A 20,940-nucleotide genomic window follows, 5' to 3' on the forward strand; every position below is an offset into this window, starting at 1 on the left:
CGAGGTTCACCGGTTTCGGCCGCCTGTGGACGAAGCCCGCGGCGGCCCGAGTCGCCCGCGGAGCTGCGCGGCCTGCGCGACGGGTCCGAACAGTCTCGGGTTCGATACGGCATCCTCCTTTCACAAGCGCCTGGAGTCCGCCGCAGGGAGCCCGTCACCGATCTGGTGCCGGGCTCCGCGTCCGTTGCGAGCGCGCCATCGTTCGATCTCGCCGGTGAGGCGATTCCGGCAACTCCGAGACGACGCGCCCGCGAACTCGGGTTCCGTCTGTTCCCGGCGCTCGCAAGGTGACACACTGTACTCATGGCCATCCACCTCACCGACGACGACGCAGCCGACGAACTCCTCACCGCAAACCCCCTCGCGCTCCTCATCGGCATGCTGCTCGACCAGCAGGTCGCCATGGAGGTCGCGTTCGCGGGTCCGCTGAAGATCCGGGAGCGCATCGGCGCCGTCGACGCCCTCACGATCGCCGGGACAGATCCCGACGACCTCGTCGCGGCGTTCAAGCAGTCCCCCGCGGTGCACCGCTTTCCCGGCTCGATGGCCGGCCGCGTGCAGACGCTGTGCCGGGCGCTGCTCGACGACTGGGGCGGCGACGCCTCGGCGATCTGGACCGAGGGCGATCCCGATGGCAAGACCGTGCTGAAGCGGCTCAAGGCGCTGCCGGGCTTCGGGGAGCAGAAGGCGAAGATCTTCCTCGCCCTGCTGGGCAAGCAGTGCGGTTTCGACGGGGAGGGATGGCGCGAGGCCTCGGCGCCCTACGGCGAGGAGGGATCCTTCCGCAGCGTGGCCGACATCACCTCGCCGGAGACGCTGCTCAAGGTGCGCGAGACCAAGCGCGCCGCGAAGGCGGCCGCCAAGCGCGGCTGAGCCGGCGAGGATCGTGCGAGCACGTCGGGTGCCCGGCGGAGTTTCTGACGCGGTTCGTCCAGCCCCGGCGGTCTGGGCGGGTTCGGCGCTCATAGCCCCGGTACAGGTCCTCTCGCGCCCCTCGAGAGAGTGATGTCCGGGATCTCACGGCTCTCCGCCGCATCGGCGGCAGCGGATGCGCTTCCTCGGGCTCACGCCTCCGGGTCGTCGGTCGCCTGATCTGACGCGACCGACCGGGAGGTGAGAGGGAAGCGCGTGTCGGTGAGGCGCTCGGAGACCTCCCAGAGCCTCCCGGCGACGTCGGCGTCCCTCGCTCCGGGAGACGGCTCGGTCACCGCGGCCGGTCCGCGAACTCCACCGAGGCGGCTCGGGCCGATGAAGCTGCCGCCGGGCACGTCGCCGACCGCCGCCAGCAGCGTCGGCAGCGAGCCGCCCTCGGGGCCCTGAGCGAGCAGGGGTGCGCTGACCGCCGCCAGGGCGTCGAGGAGGCCGTTGCCGCTCGCGATTCGAAAGCCGGTAGCCGCCCACCCGGGATGGGCCGAAGTTGCGATCACCGGCGAGCCGACGGCGGCCAGGCGGCGCTGCAGCTCGGTCGTGAACAGCAGGTTCGCCAGCTTGGATTGTCCGTAGGCGCGGAACGGGTGGTAGGTGCGCCTTTCCCACTGCAGATCGTCGAAGTCGATCCGGGCGGAACGGTGGGCGGCCGAGGACACCGTGACGATCCGGTTCGTGACCCGATCCAGCAGCAGGTTCGTCAGCGCGAAGTGTCCGAGGTGGTTGATCCCGAACTGGAGCTCGAACCCGTCCGCCGTGTGCCGCAGCGCGTCTGTCATGGTTCCGGCGTTGTTGATGAGCACGTCGACGGCGCCGTCGATGTCGGAGGCGAAGTCCCGGATCGAGGTCAGCGAGGCGAGATCCAGCCGACGCACCTCGACCTCGCCATCCATCGTGGCCGCCGCGGCATGGCCCCGGTCCCGGTCCCGGACCGCGAGAATCACCCGCGCTCCCCTGGCGGCGAGCGAGGCCGCCGCCGCGCGGCCGATCCCGCTGTTGGCGCCGGTGACGACGATGGTGCGACCGGTCTGATCCGGCATCTGATGGGGCGAGGCGAGTGTCAGCATGGCAACCAATGTATCCAGTGAAAACAATCTTGTCAACGGATACATCGCTGATAGGCTGTGCGCATGACGTCATCGCGCCCCTACCACCACGGCAACCTGCGTCAGGCCGTGCTCGACGAAGCCGCGACGGTGGTGCGGGATCGAGGGGCCGCCGAGTTGTCGCTGCGCGAGGTGGCTGCCACGATAGGCGTCACGCACGCCGCGCCGCGCCGGTACTTTCCAGGCAGGCAAGAGCTTCTCGACGCCTTGGCCGCCGAGGGCTTCGCCCGGCTCGGCAACCGGTTGCGGGATGCCGTCGACGTCTCACCCGACTACCCGACACAGGTTCAGGCCGTCGCAACCGCATATCTCGACTTCGCGACCTCGGAGGCGAACCTGGTCGAGCTGATGTTCGCCAACAAGCACGGGGCGTACGGCGAGGCCGTGAGCAGGAGCGCCGAGGTCGCCTTCGCTCCGATGCTGGACATGTTCCAGCGCGCCCGATTCGAAGGGCTGCTCGCGGACCGGAGCCCCGAGCGACTCTCGCTGATCTTCCTCGCCACACTCCAAGGCCTCGCCGGCCTCATCAACTGCGGCGTCATTCCACCCAGCCAGCTCGGCGAATTGATCGACGAGGCTGTCCAGCAGTTCCCGCATCGGGTGTGATTCGCCGCGGCGCCCTGACCCGGGCGCTTCTACGTCTCGCCCATCGACCACGAGCGCGCTCAGCCCCTCGTCGGTGAGGGTTCTGCCACGGAGGCCTCAGGCGACGTCACGGCATCGAGTCGGTCAATCCGGGCTGGGAACATCGCTCTCTGCGCGATACCTCTGTCGTGCCAGCCCCGTCCGCGACCGCGAACACGATCCGGGTACGCTCCACCTGCCCAGCCGAGACCATCGAAGCCCTCGTCCACGATGTCAGCAGCCCACGGGACGCACGACGCTAGCCGCTGCGGGTTCAGCACGTAAAGCGACTCAGGTCATGGTGCGTCGAGCAGCGCGTCGACCAGATGGTCTAGCGATGCGCGCGCTTGGCTGGTCGGAAGCCGACTGCTGAGCACGTGCACTCCGAGACCCTCAGCCGCTGCGAGCAGGATCGTCGCCGCCAAATCGGCATCTCTTCGGCCATCAGCAGCGCGAACAAGCTCGGCAAAGTGGTTGCGCAGAAGCTCGTTGCCTTCTTCTAGGTAGTCGGCAGCATCGGGGTGTGTCGCGGCATAGGCTTGAAACGCAAGCGCAACGTGTCCGTCGTCTTCTTCTGAATCGTCAGTCGGGATCATCATGGCAAGCAGCGTCCGAAGCACCCGGTGCGGCTCCGGCTCCTCACCCAGCAGAGCAAGCTGAGCGGTAACCCGAGCTTCATACCGCGCACTTGCAGTGCGCATCGCGAAATCCATCATGGAACCTTTCGACGGGAAGTAGTGCTGCACCATCCCCGCCGTGACACCCGCCTCGGTCGCCACATGACGCAGGCTGACGGCCTCCAGCCCGTCACGAGAGATCACTCTGAGCAACGCAGCTGCAATGTGCTGGCGACGCTCCTGATGATCAACGCGCTTCGGCATGGAGTCATCTTTTCACATTGCAGTCGTATTGACAACAGGCTCATGATCGTTTACATTACGAGTGCAATGTGAAACAGGCGGGCCCAGCTCGGCGCAGTGAGACCGCATCGCGCCTGGAGCAGGGGCAGACGAAGCCGCCGGAGAGGACGGACCACATGACCTCGACTGACACGCCCACCCAGCCGATCACCCGGCGAGCCAGAATCCTCTCACTGATCAGACGCGCAGTCTCGATGGAGAAGATCATCTACGCGAACATCGCTAGGGCAGTCAGTCGACGCCCTGCGGTTCCGATCGGCGGAAAGGGGTTTCGTTTCCACACCCCTGTCCTCACGATTTTGTGGATTTTCATCATCCTCTCCGCTGTCGAACTCGTCGTCGTGGACTTGATTGTCCATCGTTGGCCGATCCCGAGAGTGATCTTTCTCGTGATCGGAATTTGGGGACTCGTTTGGATGTTCGGGCTGCTCTGCGGGTATTACATGCGCCCACACACAGTCGGCCCTTTCGGCGTCGAGATTCGCAATGGGCTGGATCTTGATGTACCGATCAGCTGGGATGATGTGCACTCGGTAGCGATCAAGAAGCATACGTACGACTCAAAAGACCGGATAATCGCAGACGGCGACAAAGAAATCCTTGTAGTGCCGATTCTGAGTGAGACAAACATCGAGATCGTGCTCGAGCGACCAACGTGCGCGACCCTGCCGGGCCTTCACCCGAAGGGCGGCCAGCACAATGTTTCGGTCATTCGCCTTTGGGCCGACGACCCCAGAAGCTTTCTTGATGAGGTTAGAAATCACATATGATGCCCACGGGCATCGTCCGCTGCAAAGGCGCAGAACACCCCGGGCGTGCGTCAAAACGGAAGAACTGCACCCGGCGGGCCGTACCCATCGGGGGCGTCGAGAGACTGGTCGCCGACTGCTACCAGGACATCTCCATCACCGAGGCGCGGTACACGGCCCCGGCCGCACAGGTCGAGGCCGCGTTCGATGAGCGGCTCGCCTCCCGCTCCCAAGAGCTGGCCGCGCTGACCGAGAACCGCAAACGCCTTCGGAACGAGAGCGAGAAGCTGCTCGCAGCCCACCTCGCCGCCACGCTGCACCTGCAGGTCGGCTGCGCCACCACGTACGCGCGCACCGACGACCCCGGCAGGCGCCTCGCGAACCAGGCGCAAACGGGCGGCATCGAACTCGGGGAAGACGGAGAGGCCGCGATCCGCCTCGCCGGAGACACCTCACGACGTCGCAGGTTCTAGTGCGTCCGAAAGAGTGCCCCCGGCAGGATTCGAACCTGCGACCGACGGATTAGAAGGCCGTTGCTCTATCCACTGAGCTACGGAGGCAGCCAGTCCAGCGTACTACGCCGCGTGCGGGCCCGAGACGCGTCGCCCTTCCGGGTCCGCTCGGAGCACGGATCTCGGCAGCAGAACCGCGCGGACGCGGGCCGAGCGGCCGGCGCCGTCGCGGATCCCGACCTTCGCCAGGCGGAGCAGTCCCGCGAGTTCCGGATCGGCGCCGGCTCCGCCGATCCCTCCGTATCGCTCCGCCGCCATCGCGTCGGCGAGGCGGCGCGCGGCCTCCGCCGGCCCGCCCGAGAGACTTCCGCGCGCCACCAGGTGGTCGACCAGCGCCTCCGCGGTCCGAGCCCTGGGTTCCGGCTCCCCGGCGGCGCGGAGCAGCAGACCGTGGTCGATCGCCGTGTCGCGGAACTCCGCCCAGACGCTCTGGGCCGGATGACGGCCCCGGGCGATCGAGCGCATTCTGCGGACCGCCCGCAGCCGCCGCACGACGATCGGGATCCCCGCGAGCACGAGCAGCAGGATGAGCGCAGCGCCTCCCGCCGGCCAACCGTTCCCCGGGGGCGCGGCTCCGGCGGCGGGGCTCGCCGGCTGCTCCACGGCCTCCTGGGGGCGATCCCGCCGGTCGGTCGGGTCGGTGGAGGGCGGCTCCGTCGTCGCGGCGGGCTGCTCCCCCGCCCCGGGCTCGCGCTCGACCGGGGGGCTCTGCTCCCCCGTGTCGGCGCGCACTCCCGCGCCGCCCGGCGTGGGCTCGAAGGCGACCCACCCCACGCCGTCGACGAAGATCTCGGGCCAGGCGTGCAGATCCCGGCCCCTCACGATGGTCTCGCCGCCCTCCGTGGAGCGCGCGGCGTAGCCGACCGCGAGGCGCGTGGGCGCCCCGAGCTCGCGCGCCATCACCGCGAAGGTCGAGGCGTAGTGCACGCAGAAGCCGCGACGCTCGGTGAGCAGCCCCTCCATCACGGCGTAGGGATCCTCGGGATCCATGTCGGGCTTGTACGGAGCGGACTCGTCGTAGGCGAACGCTCCGCTCCGGAACCAGCGCTGCAACGACAAGCCGAGCGCAAGACGGTTGTCCGCACCGCCGGCGACCTCGCGCGCCGCCCCCCGCAGGGCGTCCGGCATGCCGGGCGGCAGTTCCAGGTAGGGGGCGAGGCTCTCCGGTGCCTCCGCCGGATCGCCGAAGAGCGCGGTGGCCGAAGCCGGCAGCGAACTCGGGTCGACGGGCAGACGGCCGTCCGCGGCGATGAGCGGCCGGGACACCGCGGTGTAGCGATCGCCGCGCCTGGTGATGGTGCGGTCCGCTCGCGCGGTACTGGACTCCGCGGTCCAGGACCACTGCGCCGGATCGAAATCCGACTCTTCCGCGGTGACGCTCATCACGGATTGCGGGAGCGGCAGCCACGAGCTCAGGAGGCCCTCGACAGTGATGGTGATCGTGACGGGCGCGACCCGCGAGAATCCGATCGGCACCGGCGACGGCGGCAGCGTCGCGGAGGATCGCGGCGCGGTCACGTCGAGGCCGGCGGCGTCCGGCTCGTCCTGCGGCAGCCAGCGGCCGTCGGCGAAATCCGTGAGCGTCGCGAGGGCGAAGCGATGCGCGCCCGGCGTGTCGCTCGTGAACGAGAACGCCGGCGCGTTGCTGCGGCGACGCAGATCCTCGGCCAGCGTGATCGTGACGTCGGGGACGGTCCCCGAGACGGGGCCCGCGACGACCGCCGCGTTCCACACCCGATCCCGCGTGGGAGGTGCGACCGCGACGGCCGCGGCCGCCAGCGCCGCCGCGACCGCGGCCGCCAGCAGACCAGGCAAGCTCGGCGAGGGCGCGCCGAGCCAGGCGAGCAGCGCCAGCAGCACGCCCGCCCCCAGCAGGAAGGCCCAGCCGACGGAGACCCCGTTGACGCCCGCGGGGACGAGCAGGAGCAGTGCCGTGACCGCCCCCGCGGCGAACGGCCTGCCCAGGCCGACGAGCACGAGGCACGTCAGCGCGGCGCCGAGCACCACCGCCAGCAGCAGCAGGTCCTCGAGGGCGCCGGTCGGTTCGAACGGCGTCGAACCCCTGATCACCTGCATGCGGGCCTCCGCCGTCGCTCGCAGGGGATCGCTCCACCAGGCCGCGAACCGGCCCGTGTCGACGAACCACCACAGCCAGCACAGGAGTCCGGTCGAGGCGCCGCCCGCAGCGGCGACGAGGCGGAGGCTGCGGCGCGACGCGCGCAGGAGGCAGGCCACGATCAGCGAGGCTCCGCTGATCAGGATCGCGCGCGCCATCCACCCGCCGGGCGCGAACACCGCTCCCAGGCCCGCGATCACCAGCGCCCAGAGTGCGGCGCCGATCGCCCCCGCCAGCATCAGCTGCGAAGCGCTCGGAGACCAGGAGCTGGCCTCGGCACGCGGCACTCGATCGACCGTTCGCCGCCGCAGCCGGGGCCCCGGCCGCTTCCGGGCCGGCTCAGCCACGAACCCGCGCCCCCGCCTCAGCTCGGGAGGCCCCCGTCCCCGGCCCGGGAGAGGGGATGGCGATCCGGTGCCAGCCCGAGGGGATCTCGACCTCGGGAGACCGCTGCACCGCCAGCAGCAGGCCGCCGCCGTATCTCAGCAGCTCCTCGACGAGACGACGCGAAACGGTCCCCGCGACGACCGCCTCCACCCCCGCCAGGAGGATCTCGGTCGAAGGCGCCGAGGAGCCCGCCGTCGTTCGCACCTCGGCGAGCACGCGCAGCAGCTCGTGCTCGTTCCGGCAGAGGCGCGGCGCGTCGTCGCCGAGATGGAGACGAACCGAGCGCCCGCTCCGCATCCAGTGCGCCGCGAGCGTCGCCGCGGCCGACACGGCGAGCTCGAACTCGGCGTCGTCCGAGAAGGCATCCTCCGCCGTGATGAGCAGCAGCGACTCGTCGGCGCTCTCGGCGGTGTCGTACAGGTTGACGAGCAGATCCCCCTGCCGCGCGCTCTGCTTCCAGCGGACCTGCCGCAGCGCGTCTCCGCTGCGGTAGGCGCGAACAGCGCCACCGGGGGTGCCCGAGTCGCGCGCGGCGGCCGGGGACCCCGAGCCGTCGTCCGAGTCGACCCCCAGCCGGGGGTCCTCCAGGCGATCCGCGAGGGGGCCGATCAGCGCAGGAAGCACGAGCAGCTCCTTGCCCGCGTCGACCCGCACGGCCACCGTCGCGAGTCCCAGCGGATCGGGGACCACGAGCCCGGCTACGCGGACGCGCAGGTGCCCGCGCCGCCGCACCGTCCAGCCGGCTCGACACGCCGCGGCCCGCGACCCCTCGGCGACGAGGGGCAATTCGAGCCGCTCCCCCTCGACCTCCCAGATCACTCGAACCGGGAGCGCGCGCGGCAGGCGGTGAACGGCCGAGGCCGTGAACCGCACCTCGTCGCCGACCGTCGGCGTGGCGTCGCTCGCCGAGAGCCGCACCTCGAATCGCGCGGCTCGCGAGAGCACGAACGCCAGCAGCACGGCGAGCACCGCCATGGCGGCGGGCAGGGCGGCGAGAAACCACAGGTCCCGCAGCCCGATCACGAACCAGCCCGCCCCGAGCCCGACTGCGGTGAGGGCGAAGCCCCTGCCGCGACGGGTGAGTGCGACGCGCATCGTCACCCCACGGGAGTGCGGGCGACGATCTCCGCGACGAGGTCGGATGCCGCCAGGTAGGAGTCGCTCACGGAGGCGAATCGTCCCTTCGGGGCCAGGCGGTGCGGAAGCACCGTTCCGGCGAGCGCCGCCACATCGTCCGGAGAGACGAACGGCCGCCCGCGCACGGCCGCCCGCGCGGATGCCATGCGCGAGAGGTGCAGGGTGGCGCGCGGGCTGCCCCCGAGCGCGATGCCGGGATGCCCCCGGGTGCCCGCGACGATCGCGACGAGGTAGCGGGCGACCTCGTCCGACATGTGGACGGTGGAGACGGCGCGGCGTGCGACCAGCACCTCATCGATCGTCGTCACGGGTCCGGACGCGTCGACGGGATCGGCGGAGGCGCGCGCCCTGAGCATGGCCATCTCGGCGTCGGCGTCCGGATAGCCGAGCGAGATGCGCGTCATGAAGCGATCCCGCTGCGCCTCCGGCAGCGGGAAGGTGCCCTCCATGTCCTGCGGATTCTGCGTGGCCACGACGATGAAGAGCTCAGGCAGCCCGTGCGTGTGCCCGTCGACGGTCACGGAGTGCTCGCCCATGGCCTCGAGCAGCGCCGACTGCGTCTTCGGCGTCGCCCGGTTCACCTCGTCGCCGATGGCGACGTTCGTGAAGATCGGACCGGGGTGGAACTGGAACTCCCGCTGGTCCTGATCGTAGATCGTGAGACCCGTCACATCCGTCGGCAGCATGTCGGACGTGAACTGGATGCGACGCGTCTTCGCGTCGATCGACCTGGCGAGCGCCGTCGCGAGCGTGGTCTTCCCGACACCGGGCACGTCCTCGAGCAGCAGGTGGCCGCCCGCGAGAAGCGTCGTGATCGCGGACTCGATCGCGACGGGTTTCCCGCTCAGCACGCGCCCCAGCGAGTCGGCGATGCGGCCGGCGAGATCCTGCACGTGCGCGAGTGCGTATTCGGAGGCCGGCGCCGTCGGCGTCGGAGCAGCTCTCGTCCCGGACATGGCCACAGCCTACGTGCCTTCCCTGGAAACACGACCCCTCCGGCGTCGAAGGCGCGGGACGCCGCGGAGCAGCCCCGGTAGGATCATGTGGTGCGCGATCCCTCCCGTCCCCGGCTGCCGTTCGAGGTCTGGGCGCTCGTCGCCGGCGGCTTCACCGTCGCCCTCGGGTACGGCGTCGTCGCCCCCGTCATCCCCCAGTTCGCGCTGGAGTTCGGCGTCTCCAACTTCGCGGCGTCCGCGATCGTCAGCGCTTTCGCGCTCATGCGTCTCGTATCCGCCCCGCTCGCCGGCTGGGTCGTGACGCGTCTCGGCGAGCGGCGCACCTACACCCTCGGCATCCTCATCGTGGCCGTCTCGACCGGAGCCTCCGCCCTCGCCGCCGACTATGCGCAGTTCATCGTGCTGCGCGGCGCGGGCGGAGTCGGCTCGACCATGTTCACCGTTGCCGCAACCGCGCTGCTCATCAAGGTGAGCCCGACGAACGCCCGCGGGCGGGTCGCCAGCCTGGCCGCGGCGGGATTCCTGTTGGGAGGCCTGCTCGGACCGGTGTTCGGCGGGGTCGTGGCTTCGTTCGGCCTGCGCGCGCCGTTCGTGTTCTACTTCCTCACTCTGCTCGCGGCCGCCTCGGTGGTCGCCTTCGCGCTGCGCAGATCACGGGCTGCGGCGCGGCCGAGCGGCGAGCAGGGCGCCGACGACGCGATGACGCTCGGCGAGGCGATCCGCATCCCGCACTTCCGCGCGCTGCTGCTCTCCGTGTTCGCCTTCGGCTGGTCGTCGTTCGGCGTGCGCGTGTCGGTCGTCCCGATCCTCGTCGTCGTAGCGTTCAACGGCGACGCCGCCCTCGCGGCGTGGGTGCTCGCCGCCTACGCGGCGGGCAACGCGCTGCTCATCTTCCCATCGGGTCGCTGGAACGACACCGCGGGGCGCAAGCCGATGCTCGTGATCGGCACGGCCGTGATGGCCCTCGCCTATCTCGCGCTTCCGGCGTCTCCGACCGTCTGGGGCGCGCTGGCGGTGATGTTCGTCGCCGGCGCGGGCTCGGCGCTCGCGAACCCCGGTCAGCAGGCCGTGCTCGCGGACGTGCTGGACCGCCGTCGCGGCGGCGGCGTCGTGGCGGCGTACTCGATGACGAGCGACCTCGGCGGGGTGCTCGGCCCGCTCGTCGCGGGGGCGATCGTGGACCTCGCGGGCTTCGGCTGGGCCTTCGGCGTCACCGCCGCACTGCTCGCGGCGGCGATGCTGGCGTGGGTCGCGATCCCCGATTCGCGGCGGCCTGCGCAGCCCTGAGCCGGATCGCTCACCCCTCCAGGTCGTCGACGCCCGGCAGCCAGCTGAGACCGGGGCCGCCCCAGCCGTTCTTGCGCTGCGCCTTCTGCGCGGCCCGGTTCTCGGGGTGCACGAGGCGGTCGACGTAGAGCAGCCCGCTCAGGTGATCGAACTCGTGCTGCAGGATGCGCGCGAACCAGCCGCTCGCCCGCACCTCGAAGGGCTTCCCGTCGACATCCTGCGCCCGCAGCAGTGCGTGCGAGGAGCGCCGCAGCGCGAAGCGCTCGCCGGGCAGCGACAGGCACCCCTCCACCTCGTCCTCCCCGGGAAGGCCCGGCTCGAGCGGCGCGATCCACAGCTCGGGATTGACGGCGGCTCCCTGCACGGGCGCCTCGTCCTGCTCCTCGTACATCCAGACGAAGAGGCGCTTGCCGACGCCCACCTGCGGCGCCGCCAGGCCCACGCCGGGCGCGGCGACCGTCGTCTCGTACATGTCGTCCACGAGCGCGCGCAGCTCGGCGTCGAACTCGGTGACGGGCGCCGCGGGCCGGTGCAGCACCGGTTCGCCGCAGATCACGATGGGGAGAACTGACATGGGGACCAGCCTACCGGGCAGCGTCTAGACTGAACTGGGTCAAGAAGCTGAAGGAGTGCAACGTGTCGAACACGCCGGCGGATCAGATCGTCTGGATCGACTGCGAGATGACCGGCCTCGACGCGGACCGCGACGGGCTGTGCGAGATCGCCGTGATCATCACCGATTTCGAGCTCGAGCCGCTCGATCCGGGATTCGAGATCGTCATCAACCCGGGTGACGAGGCGCTCGCGGGCATGAACGACTTCGTGCGCGGCATGCACGAGTCCTCGGGACTCCTGTCCCGCATCGAGGACGGGGCGACCCTCGAAGAGGCCGAGGCCCGGGTGCTCGCCTACCTCGACCGCTTCATCACGGCGGGACGCCGGCCGCTCGTCGCGGGCAACACGATCGGCATGGACCGCCGCTTCATCGCGAAGTACCTGCCCGGTCTCGAGGAGCGCCTGCACTACCGCAGCATCGACGTCTCGACGCTCAAGGAGCTGAGCCGCCGCTGGTACCCGGCCGCATACTTCGGCGCACCCGAGAAGCGCGGAGGGCATCGCGCACTCTCCGACATCGCGGAGTCGATCCAGGAGCTCGCCTACTTCCGAAGCGCGGTGATGGTCGAGCGGCCCGGCCCGGACAAGGCGGCATCCGCCGCGCTCGCCGCCGACGCGAGCGCCCGCTACGACCGCCTCATCGACGGCCCGACGGCGCCGGAGGCCTGATCCGGGGACGGATTTCCTCCGCCGCCCCGCTCGAAACCCCGGGGTATCGCGCGGCGCATGCCATGATTGACACTGCGCAGCTGCCGCACCTCTCGACCGTACGTGTGAGTTCGCCGCGAGATGGGAAAGGGCTCAGACTCATGGATACGGCGAAGCGGGAGAAGCTCTTCGCCGCACCCTTCGTCGTCGTCGCCGTGTGCGCTCTCGCCTACGGCGCCTATCGCCTGGTCGCGTCGCCGCCGGCATCGTGGACGATCGTCTTCGCGCTCGTCGCGGGCGTGATCATCTCCGGCCCGTTCAAGATGCGTGTCGGACGCGCCCCCGCTTCCCCGCTCGTGGGGGTCTCCGTCACGATGCTGGCGCTCCCCACCGGGAACGGATCCCGCTTTCTCGACGTCTGCATCTGGGCCATCGGTCTCCTGATCTCGCAGCTGGTCGCGCGCCGCAGTTTTCTGCGCGCCCTGTGCGTGACGGGACTGGGCACCGCAGCCGCTTTCGCCTTCGCGGGGATCCAGATCGGCCTGCTCGCCCTCGGCGGTTGGCTGCTGCCGAGCTTCATCGCCGCCGCCGCCGGCTACCTCCTCGTGTTCCTGCTCGGCGAGCTCGGTCTGCACCGCATCCGCTCGACGCGTGATCGCGGCTTCGGATTCTCAGCGCTCAGCGCCCCGCGGCTCGGGTTCGCGGTGCTCGTGATCGCGGGCACTATCACGCTCATGAACTACGCGGACTCCGTGATCATCCCGTGGCTCGAACACAATCCGGAAGCCCGCCGGACCGCGTTCGTCCTGCTGATCACCGCTTCGCTCTTCTACGTGCTCGCCCAGCGCACGCGGTACGCGGGCATCGAGCGCCGGCTGAGCGCCCTGGTGGATGCGGCGGTGGACCTGCCGCGCGAGACCGGCACAGGGCTTCCCGCGGCCCTGCAGCGCCGGGCGCAGTCCATCGTGCAGGCCGACGATGTCGAGCTGCGCGACGAGGCTCCCCGGCACCACGAGATCGGCGCGGAGGTGCAACTCGAACCCGGCGTGGACCAGCACCTGACCGCGTCGCGCGCGATCAGCGGAATCCCGTTCGACCGGGAGGACGAACGCGCGCTCGCCACGCTGGCGCACATCGCGAACGAGGCGGCTCGTGTCCGGAACGAGGTGGACCTCCTCAAGCGCCGCGCGAACAGCGACGCGCTGACCGGCCTGCCGAACTACGGCTCGTTTCAGAAGGCGCTCGTCGAGGCGAACGAGAATCGCGCCTACCACGGCGGCATCGCCGTGCTCTTCATCGACCTCGACAACTTCAAGAAGCTCAACGACCGCTTCGGCCATCGCGCGGGCGACGAGCTGCTGCGCACCGTTGCCGAGAGACTGCGGGGCGCCGCGGGCGGCGGAGACTTCGTGTCGCGCGTCGGCGGCGACGAGTTCATCGTCATCCTCTCGGATCTGGTCTCCCTCGAGCAGGCGAAGGAGTCGGCCGACCGGATCATCAAGGCGGTGAGCGGGCCGCTCGCGCTGGAGGGGAACGAGATGCGGCCCGTCGTCAGCGCGGGCCTGGCCTTCTCGAGCCATCGCGAGCTCGACGCGCAGGCCCTCGTCGAGGACGCGGACCGCACGATGCTGCAGGTCAAGCGCTCACGGCGGATGGGCGGGCCGGTCGAGAGCAACGTGAGCATCTCCTCGCACCGGTCGACCCGCACGAACGACATCGTCGCGAGGGCTATCGGCGACAACAGGCTCTCCCTCGCGTTCCAGCCGATCGTGAATCTCGACGAGGGCAGGATCTGGGCGTTCGAGGCGCTCGTGCGCTACATCGACCCCGAGCTCGGCCCGATCTCCCCGCCCTCGCTCGTGGCGAGGGCGAAGAGCCTCGGCCTCATGAACGACCTCACGAGGCAGGTCATCACGAAGGCCCTCGAAGCGGCCGAGGAGTTCCGCCGGCTCGATCCCGGCATCGGCTGCGTGACGGTGAACCTCGAACTGGGCCAGATCTGCCAGAGCGAGCTCGGACCCTTCATCCTCGAGGCGACCCGCACGCACCCCGGCCTCTCGCTCTGCATCGAGCTCAACGAGCGCTCACTGCGCACGGTCACCGACGACCTGCGGCGCGACGCCGAGATCATGCAGGGCGCTGGCGTGATCCTCGCCCTCGACGACTACGGCTCCGACGACTCCTCGGTGGGCGCCCTCGTGCACTTCCCGATGAACATCCTCAAGATCGACAAGAGCCTCATCGACAACCTCGACGACGTGCGCCAGCGCGAGGTCATCAAGGCTCTGCAGGGCTTCGGCGACAACCTGGGCTACACGGTGATCGTCGAGGGCATCGAGAATCCCGACATGGCCCGCGTCATGGTCGAGCTCGGCGTTAACAGCGCTCAGGGGTACTACTTCGGCAGACCCCTCCCGTTCGGTCCGACGATGGAGCGCATCCGGCGCTGGGGGGCGCGGGCCGTCGCGGGGCCGTAGCCGGACCGGCTCCGTCGACCGGTTCAGTAACCCTGATCGGACTGCGACCGCGGGGTCACGTCCACGCCGCCGCTGAGCCGGGAGATCGCCTCATCGGCGACGAACTCCGGATCGGGCTCGATGAAGGCGTCGACGACGCCGACGAAGGCGAGCGACGCCACCGACCAGGCCTCCGCTCCGGTCTCGGCCCGGAGGTCGAAGTGCGCTTCGACGAGTGCGGGGACCGTGGCCCGTACGATTCCGAGCCCCTCGATGACCGATGCCGCGGCCACCACGAACGGCTGGTAGTCGTTGTTGAACACCGGCTTCAGCCGGTAGCCGATCGTCGGCAGCACGTTGCGGTAGAAACCCTCCATGGTCTCCACGAACGAGAGCTCGCTCGCGCGGAGCGCATCGAGCACGCGGGTGCGATCCTCGTCGTCGGGCCACGACATGATCGTCGTGGAGAGCGCCGCGTAGGTCCGCCACTTGTTCGAGGCGGTCACGACATCGAAGTTGTACTCGGCGGCGGTGCGGATGACGTCGATGAGCACGCTGCGACGTCCGTCGATCGAGCGGAGGTCGTCGACCCGCGCGCTGAGGTACTGCCAGGTCGTCAGCAGCGTATTGGTGTCCGCGCGGTCGATCCGGGCCTGATTCGCAAGCTCGCAGAACAGGTCGGCGAGGAAGGCGTCTGACGACGGCCACACCTTGGCGAACTGCCGGGCGGTCACCCCGGCCTCCGTCGAGAGCTTGTCGATGAGCGCAGCGTTGGCGCCGAGCGACAGGCCGACGGACTCCACGTGGCTGATCGCGCTGCGCAGCACCCTGGTGCGCACGTCGTCGGCGCCCGACTGGGTCTGCAGGCCGCTCCCCCAGTTCCAACTGTCTTCAGGCATCCCTACCTCCGCCCCCCAATCGCTGCTTTGCGGTTCGGTACATCGTATCAAGATGCTCGGCGCAATCGGGGGTTCCCGCGAACATCGCACCCGTCCGGGCGATGCGGCCGACGATCGCGCACCCCTCGCCGCTCCGGGTAATGCGGCTCCCTGCGCTTTTAGGGCAGAATGGGACCTTGAGCGATCCGCTCGAAGTCGCAAACCGGGGGACTTATGGTTTGTCCACGGCAGTTCCAACTTTGCTGATTCCAGGAGGACCCCGGCGTTGTCTCACATTGATCGCACGGTTTCGAATCACGAAGTGATTCCCGTGATCGAATCGAACCTGTTCTCCGACGACCCCGCGGCTCGACTCGCCTGCGGCGTACTGGCCGTCGACGGCGTGCCGCTGCCCGGTCTCGAGGCGGAGTACACCGCGCACTTCCACCTGCGCAAGAAGGTCTACGTCGACCAGACCGGGCAGCTCTCCGCGAACGACCTCCAGGAGGACGGCACGGACCGCGATGCGGACGATGCGCGGTCGGTCACCTTCGCGGTGATCGAGAATCATCGGACCGGCGTGCGGGTCGTCGGCGTGTCCCGGCTCATCCTCCGCGGAGACGAGAGCCCGCTCCCCGTCGAGGACTTCTGCCCCGACGTTTTCGCGTCCGGCGGGCTCACGGCCAGGAGCGTGGAGGTTTCACGCGTCATCGCCCGTCACGAGTCCGCCGCGCTGCAGGAGATCGTGCAGTGGCACCTCTTCGCGCTCATGCTCGCCTACATCGCCAACCACGAGCTGGAGCGCACCTTCGCGATCATCGAGCCCTGGTTCGAGCGCCACCTGAAGGGCGCGATAGCGATCGACCGCATCGGCGAGGCGCGATACGTCGAGCACTACCTCGATTACAACCTGCCCATCGAAATCGACATACCGGCCTCGGCCGGACGGGTGAACGCCCGGAACGGCGGATTCATCGATCGCTATCGGACCGCGGAGCCCGGGATGACCTACGTCGGCCGGGCGTCCAGGGGATCCTGCAGCGAACGGGCCGCCTGATGGCCAGAACCGTCTCCTCGCCGGAATTCTCACGCAACTACGGATTCTGGAGCGAGGAGGAGCAGCGAGCCCTGATGTCCGCGAGGGTCGCGATCGCCGGTGTCGGCGGAGACGGATTTCAACTGGGACTCAAACTCGCGCGGATGGGAGTCGCGCGGTTCGGCATCGCCGACCCCGAGGTATTCGAGGCGGAGAACGTCAACCGCGTCGAGGGCGCGACCGTCTCCTCGCTCGGGCGGAGCAAGGTCGAGGTGTTCCGGGAGCGGGTGCTCGACATCAATCCGGAGGCCGAGATCGAGACCTTCCCCGACGGAGTCGGGGAGCACAACATCGAACCCTTCATGCGCCGGGCCTCGCTGGTGCTCGACGAGTCGGAGCTCACGAGACCCGAGATCGGAACGCTCATCGCGAGGCAGGCCAGGGCGCAGGGCATCCCCGACCTGCTCGTGATGAACGTGGGATTCGCCGCGCAGGTCACCTCGTTCGCGCCCGCCTCCCGGTGGACCTTCGAGCGGTTCATGGGCTTCTCCCCCGAGACACCGCTCGAGGAGATCGCCGCGGCCGGCGTCGATCTCGCCCGCTGCCTGCCCTACATCCCCGCCTACACCGACCTGCGATCGCTGCGGGCCGTGCTGGGCGAGAAGGGCGCGCCGCCTGCGCCGCTCCCGTCCGTCTCGATCGGCGTCGACCTCGCCTCGGGCATCGGCAGCGCCCAGGCGTTCCTGCACCTGACCGCGGGCGTCGCCAACCGTCGCCGCCCGCCGGTGTGGGCCCCTCGCGTGGCGTACACCGACGCCTACCGATTGCGCACGCGCGTGCTGAGGGCTGGCAAGGCCGCGCACGTGCGCCATCTGCTCCTGGCCGCGAGCCGGCAGAACCTCGGGATGAACCCCCTCGGCAGCTACACCGTCACCGACATCGCCCGCCGGTCCTGAGCGCCGCCGTCGCTCCCGCGCTGCCCCGCCCGGCTCGAACCCGAGGCCGACCCGGTTGAACAGGATCGCCCCTGCCGTTCATGCAGCCGTCGTCCGGCCGTCTCGATCCGGCGGGGACCAGGGCACCAGTCGCGGTATCCAGCGGGGCACTGCCGCAGCGTAGGCCGCGTAGTCGTCTCCGTAGGCGGCGCGCAGCGTCGGCTCTTCGTACAGTCTGACGAAAGCGCCGAACAGCGCGATCAGGGCAGCCAGATACCAGAGCAGTGGGCCGCTGCGGAAGGCGAGCGCCTGCCCGAGCACCACGGCCAAGACCGCGAGATACATCGGATTCCGCACGAATCGGTACGCGCCGCGCACCACGAGCCGCTCAGCGGGCGCAGCCGGGGAGGGAGTGCCTCTGCCGTGCCACGCGAACACGATGAACGCGTGCAGCAGAACGATCGCGCCCGCCAGGCAGAGCGGGACCGCGAGGATGTCGAGGATCGGCCAGGACGGGACCGGACGCTGCCACCTCGTGATGAGCCAGGGGACGACACCGGCCACCACGCCGGGAGCAGCGAGCAGCCACGCGGCGGAGCCGAGCACCGCTGAGCTACGTCGCACGAGGCGCCTCCGGCCCCACCCCCGCCTCGACCGCGCGCGCGGCGGCGTGCAGCGCGGACACGTCGATACGGCTCATACCCTGCAGGGCGATGCCCGCGGCCGTTGCGCGGCGGGGGTCGGGATCGGTGAGCAGCTCGACGAGCGCGCGGGGCACGACCTGCCACGACAGTCCGAAGCGGTCGGTGAGCCAGCCGCAGCGGCCTTCTTCGCCGCCATCAGACGTGAGCTCGTCCCAGTAGCGGTCGACCTCGGCCTGGTCGGCGCAGTCGATGACGAACGACACGGCCTCGGTGAAGCGGAACTCGGGGCCGCCGTTGAGCGCGAGGAACCGCTGGCCGTCGAGCTCGAACGACGCCGTGATGACGGGCCCGCGGTCGCCCATGCGGCTCACGTCGGTGATCCGCGAGTTCGGGAAGACCGACACGTAGTACTCCGCCGCGTCGAGGGCTCGCCCGTCGAACCAGAGGTTGGGAGTGATGCGAGGCATCTCGGCTCCTTCCGTCGAGCCGCCCCTGTGACGGCTTGTATCAGGGGGTCGGAGCCGAACCGCCGTTCTCGACATGCGCGCGCGATGTTCGTTCGGATTCTGCTGCGGGCTGCGTCTCGAGGCGGGACGCCGCATCCGAGAGGTAACGCCGCTCGGCCTCGTTCGCGGTGCGGGCGGCGGCCGCGCGGAACTCCGCGACGGCCTGCTCTCGATCTCCGGCGAGCTCGTGGAGGTGCGCCCGCACGGCGTGGACACGGTGGTGATCTCCGAGCGTCTCAGCCGCTGTGTCCGTCATCGCGAAGCCGGCGGGTATCCCGTCGGTCATCGCGACGGCCACGGCCGCGTTGAGGTCCATCATCGGGTTGCTGGTGAGGCCCGAGAGCGCGCGGTAGAGGCCCGCGATGCGAGGCCAGTCGGTGTCGGAGTACACGACCGCCTGGTCGTGCACGGCCGCGACGGCCGCCTGCAACTGGTACTCCCCCACCCTGCCGTGACGCATCGCGTCGGTGAGCAGCACGACGCCCTCGGCGATCAGCGTGCGGCTCCAACGCGAGCGGTCCTGCTTCGGCAGAGGCACCAGACGCCCCAGGGCGTCGACTCGGGAGGGCCGGCGCGCCTCCGTGAGCAGCATCAGTGCGAGGAGTCCGCCGACCTCGGGCTCCTCTGGGAGCGCCGCGTGCAGCATCCGGGTCAGCCGGATCGACTCGGCAGCCAGATCGGGGCGCAGCAGGTGGTCGCCCTCGCTCGCGACGTAGCCCTCGTTGAACATCAGGTACAGCACGTGCAGCGCCGTCCGCGCGCGTTCGCCGCGCTCGTCTGCGGGGGCCGGCTCGAAGCGGCCCCCCGCTCTCCGCAGCGTCGCCTTCGCCCGGCTGATCCGCTGTGCCATGGTCGCCTCGGGAACGAAGAATGCCGCAGCGATCTCGCGGGTCGTGAGCCCACCGACCGCCCGGAGCGTCAGCGGTATCGCCGCGCCCGGCTTGAGCGCCGGGTGGCAGCACAGCAGCACCAGTGAGAGCGAGTCGTCGGTGTCGCCCGCGGCGAACTCGTCGGCGGCGGGCGCGTCGCGATCCTCCCACGCCTCCCGCTCGCGCCTGCGTCGCGCATCCGCCGACCGGTAGGCATCGACCAGACGACGGGACGCGACGGAGACCAGCCAGGCGCGCGGATCGTCCGGGATACCCGAGGGCCACTGCTTCGCGGCCGCGATCAGTGCCTCCTGGATCGCGTCCTCCGCGCCGTCGAAGTCCCGGTACCGGCTCGCGACGATCGCGAGAGCGCGCCGCGCGTGCTCGCGCAGCAGCCCCTCGATCCGGCGATCGCGCGGTACCGATGTCACAGGTCGTCGGTTGCGGGCGCGCCCATGACCCGGCGCACCTCGATGCGCGCCTGTACCGGTGCCCCGCCCGGCCCGGGCGAGGCGGACACGAGTGCCGCGATCTCGAGAGCGCGGTCCCAGGATTCGACGTCGACCAGGCGATAGCCGGCGAGCATCTCCTTCGCCTCCGGGAACGGCCCGTCAGTGATCACGGGCGGTCCGCCGTCAGACGTGACCACACGCGCCGTCTCGGGTCCCGCGAGGCCGACTGCGTCGATCAGCTCGCCGAGCTCGGTCAGCCGCTCGTTGAGGTCCTGCTGGAACGCGACGTGCGCCTGCACATCACGCGCCTCCCACTCCGACATGGGTTGACAACCGGACTCCGTCGGCCCGTACGTCTGCAGCAGCATGAAGCGCATGCGGTCATTCTCGCACGGCGGCACCTGCTTCGGAACCCGCCCTGCGACAGGAGGTCAACGGCCGGTGACCCGGACGCGGATCGTCGTGACCCATGGAGAGGAATACCCCCATGGGGTACTATGTTCATGAAATCGGGTGCCGTCGAGCGGTGATGGCGCTCCGGTACGCGGGGCAGACGCATGCGACCGCTCGTCATGGTCGGCCCGAACAGGATCTGAAGGGAGAGCCGCGATGAACGCCATGCGATCGCTGAAGCATGCCGCGCCGCGTTGGCTGCGTGTTCTCCTGGTCTTCGGACTCCTGATGATGGTGTTCTTCGGGCTGTTGGCGATGCACTTCCTCAGCGTGCCGAACTCGCCTGCCGCGTCCGAACCGGTGGTCGGCGCGGCGCAGACCACCCATTCGTCACCGGCCGACCGCGCTGTCGCGGCGCCTAGCGAGATACTCGCGCACGAGGAGCGTGACGCAGCAGCCGTCGATGCGATGCCTGCTGAAACGGCGCAGGCTCCGGCAATGGACGGTGAATCCCACTGCGGCGGCGATAGCGGGTCGTCATCACCGCAGCAATCGATGCTGATGATGGGGTGCGTGCTGGCGTTGCTGGTCGTTCTGATCATGCTGCTGGGGCCGACCATACTGGGCCGCGTATGGGCCGCCGATCTGCTCGCGGTTCGTGTGCTCCACCTCTTGGGCGCGGTTCTTCCGCGTCCGCGTCCGCCCTCGCTCATCGTCCTCTCAATCAGTCGAACCTGAGTTCTCGCCCGTTCCGGCCACGCGCCGGGACGCCCCTCGCCCGCTGTGC

General features: G+C 69.9%; 21 protein-coding genes and 1 tRNA gene. 10 read left to right on the forward strand and 12 right to left on the reverse strand.

What is annotated here, in order from left to right; translation table 11 throughout:
* The first annotated feature begins 303 nt into the window (after window positions 1–303).
* A complete protein-coding gene (locus tag D1J51_RS06120; protein WP_119074311.1) occupies window positions 304–873 on the forward strand; it encodes an HhH-GPD-type base excision DNA repair protein in 570 nt (189 codons plus the stop codon).
* A gap of 191 nt (window positions 874–1,064) precedes the next feature.
* Here D1J51_RS06120 and D1J51_RS06125 read toward each other — a convergent pair whose 3' ends face one another.
* Entirely contained in the window at window positions 1,065–1,994 is a 930-nt protein-coding gene (locus tag D1J51_RS06125) for an oxidoreductase (protein WP_205547767.1), read from the reverse strand.
* Between the two features lie 63 nt (window positions 1,995–2,057).
* On the opposite strand from D1J51_RS06125, the gene D1J51_RS06130 reads away from it, so the two are divergent.
* Window positions 2,058–2,639 carry a TetR/AcrR family transcriptional regulator gene (locus D1J51_RS06130; RefSeq protein WP_119074312.1) on the forward strand — a complete coding sequence of 194 codons (582 nt, stop codon included), beginning with the start codon at window positions 2,058–2,060 and terminating at the stop codon, window positions 2,637–2,639.
* Window positions 2,640–2,953: 314 nt separating this feature from the next.
* On the opposite strand, the gene D1J51_RS06135 is transcribed toward D1J51_RS06130, so the two are convergent.
* The gene (locus tag D1J51_RS06135; RefSeq protein ID WP_119074313.1) at window positions 2,954–3,538 is read right to left on the reverse strand and encodes a TetR/AcrR family transcriptional regulator; all 585 of its coding nucleotides are present in this window, start codon (window positions 3,536–3,538) and stop codon (window positions 2,954–2,956) included.
* Between the two features lie 155 nt (window positions 3,539–3,693).
* Here D1J51_RS06135 and D1J51_RS06140 point away from each other — a divergent pair, with 155 nt between their 5' ends.
* Together D1J51_RS06140 and D1J51_RS06145 are read left to right on the forward strand one after the other, a co-directional pair.
* Window positions 3,694–4,347 carry a hypothetical protein gene (locus D1J51_RS06140; RefSeq protein ID WP_162903690.1) on the forward strand — a complete coding sequence of 218 codons (654 nt, stop codon included), beginning with the start codon at window positions 3,694–3,696 and terminating at the stop codon, window positions 4,345–4,347.
* The gene (locus D1J51_RS06145) at window positions 4,344–4,799 is read left to right on the forward strand and encodes a hypothetical protein (RefSeq protein ID WP_119074315.1); all 456 of its coding nucleotides are present in this window, start codon (window positions 4,344–4,346) and stop codon (window positions 4,797–4,799) included. The genes D1J51_RS06140 and D1J51_RS06145 overlap by 4 nt, the downstream gene beginning before the upstream one ends.
* 14 nt (window positions 4,800–4,813) lie before the next feature.
* Here D1J51_RS06145 and D1J51_RS06150 read toward each other — a convergent pair.
* From D1J51_RS06150 to D1J51_RS06165, 4 genes are all read right to left on the reverse strand, one after another.
* Window positions 4,814–4,886, reverse strand: a tRNA-Arg gene (locus tag D1J51_RS06150).
* Between the two features lie 15 nt (window positions 4,887–4,901).
* Window positions 4,902–7,241, reverse strand: coding sequence for a transglutaminase TgpA family protein (locus D1J51_RS06155; protein ID WP_119074316.1), 2,340 nt, complete (start codon window positions 7,239–7,241; stop codon window positions 4,902–4,904).
* A 52-nt stretch (window positions 7,242–7,293) separates the two neighbouring features.
* Entirely contained in the window at window positions 7,294–8,436 is a 1,143-nt protein-coding gene (locus D1J51_RS06160) for a DUF58 domain-containing protein (protein ID WP_119074317.1), read from the reverse strand.
* 2 nt (window positions 8,437–8,438) lie between these two features.
* Complete coding sequence (locus tag D1J51_RS06165) at window positions 8,439–9,434, reverse strand: AAA family ATPase (protein ID WP_119074318.1); 996 nt, start codon at window positions 9,432–9,434, stop codon at window positions 8,439–8,441.
* Between the two features lie 90 nt (window positions 9,435–9,524).
* Between D1J51_RS06165 and D1J51_RS06170 the strand changes: the two genes are divergently transcribed.
* Entirely contained in the window at window positions 9,525–10,721 is a 1,197-nt protein-coding gene (locus D1J51_RS06170; RefSeq protein ID WP_119074488.1) for an MFS transporter, read from the forward strand.
* A gap of 10 nt (window positions 10,722–10,731) precedes the next feature.
* Here the strand turns inward: D1J51_RS06170 and def are convergent, their stop codons facing one another.
* Window positions 10,732–11,295: a peptide deformylase gene (gene def / locus D1J51_RS06175; RefSeq protein ID WP_119074319.1), complete on the reverse strand. Its 564-nt coding sequence runs from the start codon at window positions 11,293–11,295 to the stop codon at window positions 10,732–10,734.
* 62 nt (window positions 11,296–11,357) lie between these two features.
* Between def and orn the strand changes: the two genes are divergently transcribed.
* Together orn and D1J51_RS06185 are read left to right on the forward strand one after the other, a co-directional pair.
* The gene (gene orn / locus D1J51_RS06180) at window positions 11,358–12,005 is read left to right on the forward strand and encodes an oligoribonuclease (RefSeq protein WP_119074320.1); all 648 of its coding nucleotides are present in this window, start codon (window positions 11,358–11,360) and stop codon (window positions 12,003–12,005) included.
* A 140-nt stretch (window positions 12,006–12,145) separates the two neighbouring features.
* Window positions 12,146–14,461 carry a putative bifunctional diguanylate cyclase/phosphodiesterase gene (locus tag D1J51_RS06185; protein WP_162903691.1) on the forward strand — a complete coding sequence of 772 codons (2,316 nt, stop codon included), beginning with the start codon at window positions 12,146–12,148 and terminating at the stop codon, window positions 14,459–14,461.
* Window positions 14,462–14,484: 23 nt separating this feature from the next.
* On the opposite strand, the gene D1J51_RS06190 is transcribed toward D1J51_RS06185, so the two are convergent.
* Window positions 14,485–15,339: a hypothetical protein gene (locus D1J51_RS06190; protein ID WP_119074322.1), complete on the reverse strand. Its 855-nt coding sequence runs from the start codon at window positions 15,337–15,339 to the stop codon at window positions 14,485–14,487.
* Window positions 15,340–15,640: 301 nt separating this feature from the next.
* On the opposite strand from D1J51_RS06190, the gene D1J51_RS06195 reads away from it, so the two are divergent.
* On the forward strand, window positions 15,641–16,375 hold the full coding sequence (locus D1J51_RS06195) for a GNAT family N-acyltransferase (RefSeq protein ID WP_240422970.1): 735 nt from the start codon (window positions 15,641–15,643) through the stop codon (window positions 16,373–16,375).
* Complete coding sequence (locus tag D1J51_RS06200) at window positions 16,375–17,310, forward strand: ThiF family adenylyltransferase (RefSeq protein ID WP_119074324.1); 936 nt, start codon at window positions 16,375–16,377, stop codon at window positions 17,308–17,310. Before D1J51_RS06195 ends, D1J51_RS06200 begins: the two co-directional genes overlap by 1 nt.
* 78 nt (window positions 17,311–17,388) lie before the next feature.
* Here the strand turns inward: D1J51_RS06200 and D1J51_RS06205 are convergent, their stop codons facing one another.
* The 4 genes from D1J51_RS06205 to D1J51_RS06220 are packed head-to-tail and all read right to left on the reverse strand — an operon-like array spanning window position 17,389 to window position 20,137.
* A complete protein-coding gene (locus D1J51_RS06205; RefSeq protein ID WP_119074325.1) occupies window positions 17,389–17,913 on the reverse strand; it encodes a methyltransferase family protein in 525 nt (174 codons plus the stop codon).
* Window positions 17,903–18,400 carry a VOC family protein gene (locus tag D1J51_RS06210; RefSeq protein ID WP_119074326.1) on the reverse strand — a complete coding sequence of 166 codons (498 nt, stop codon included), beginning with the start codon at window positions 18,398–18,400 and terminating at the stop codon, window positions 17,903–17,905. The genes D1J51_RS06205 and D1J51_RS06210 overlap by 11 nt, the downstream gene beginning before the upstream one ends.
* A 40-nt stretch (window positions 18,401–18,440) precedes the next feature.
* A complete protein-coding gene (locus tag D1J51_RS06215) occupies window positions 18,441–19,739 on the reverse strand; it encodes an RNA polymerase sigma factor (RefSeq protein WP_119074327.1) in 1,299 nt (432 codons plus the stop codon).
* Window positions 19,736–20,137 (reverse strand): YciI family protein, encoded by a 402-nt coding sequence (locus D1J51_RS06220; protein ID WP_119074328.1) that lies wholly within the window; start codon window positions 20,135–20,137, stop codon window positions 19,736–19,738. Before D1J51_RS06220 ends, D1J51_RS06215 begins: the two co-directional genes overlap by 4 nt.
* A gap of 232 nt (window positions 20,138–20,369) precedes the next feature.
* On the opposite strand from D1J51_RS06220, the gene D1J51_RS06225 reads away from it, so the two are divergent.
* Window positions 20,370–20,891 (forward strand): DUF6153 family protein, encoded by a 522-nt coding sequence (locus D1J51_RS06225; RefSeq protein WP_119074329.1) that lies wholly within the window; start codon window positions 20,370–20,372, stop codon window positions 20,889–20,891.
* The last annotated feature ends 49 nt before the right edge of the window (window positions 20,892–20,940 follow it).

Source organism: Leucobacter sp. wl10, from assembly GCF_003569785.1.
In the GTDB taxonomy this organism is placed as follows: domain Bacteria; phylum Actinomycetota; class Actinomycetes; order Actinomycetales; family Microbacteriaceae; genus Leucobacter.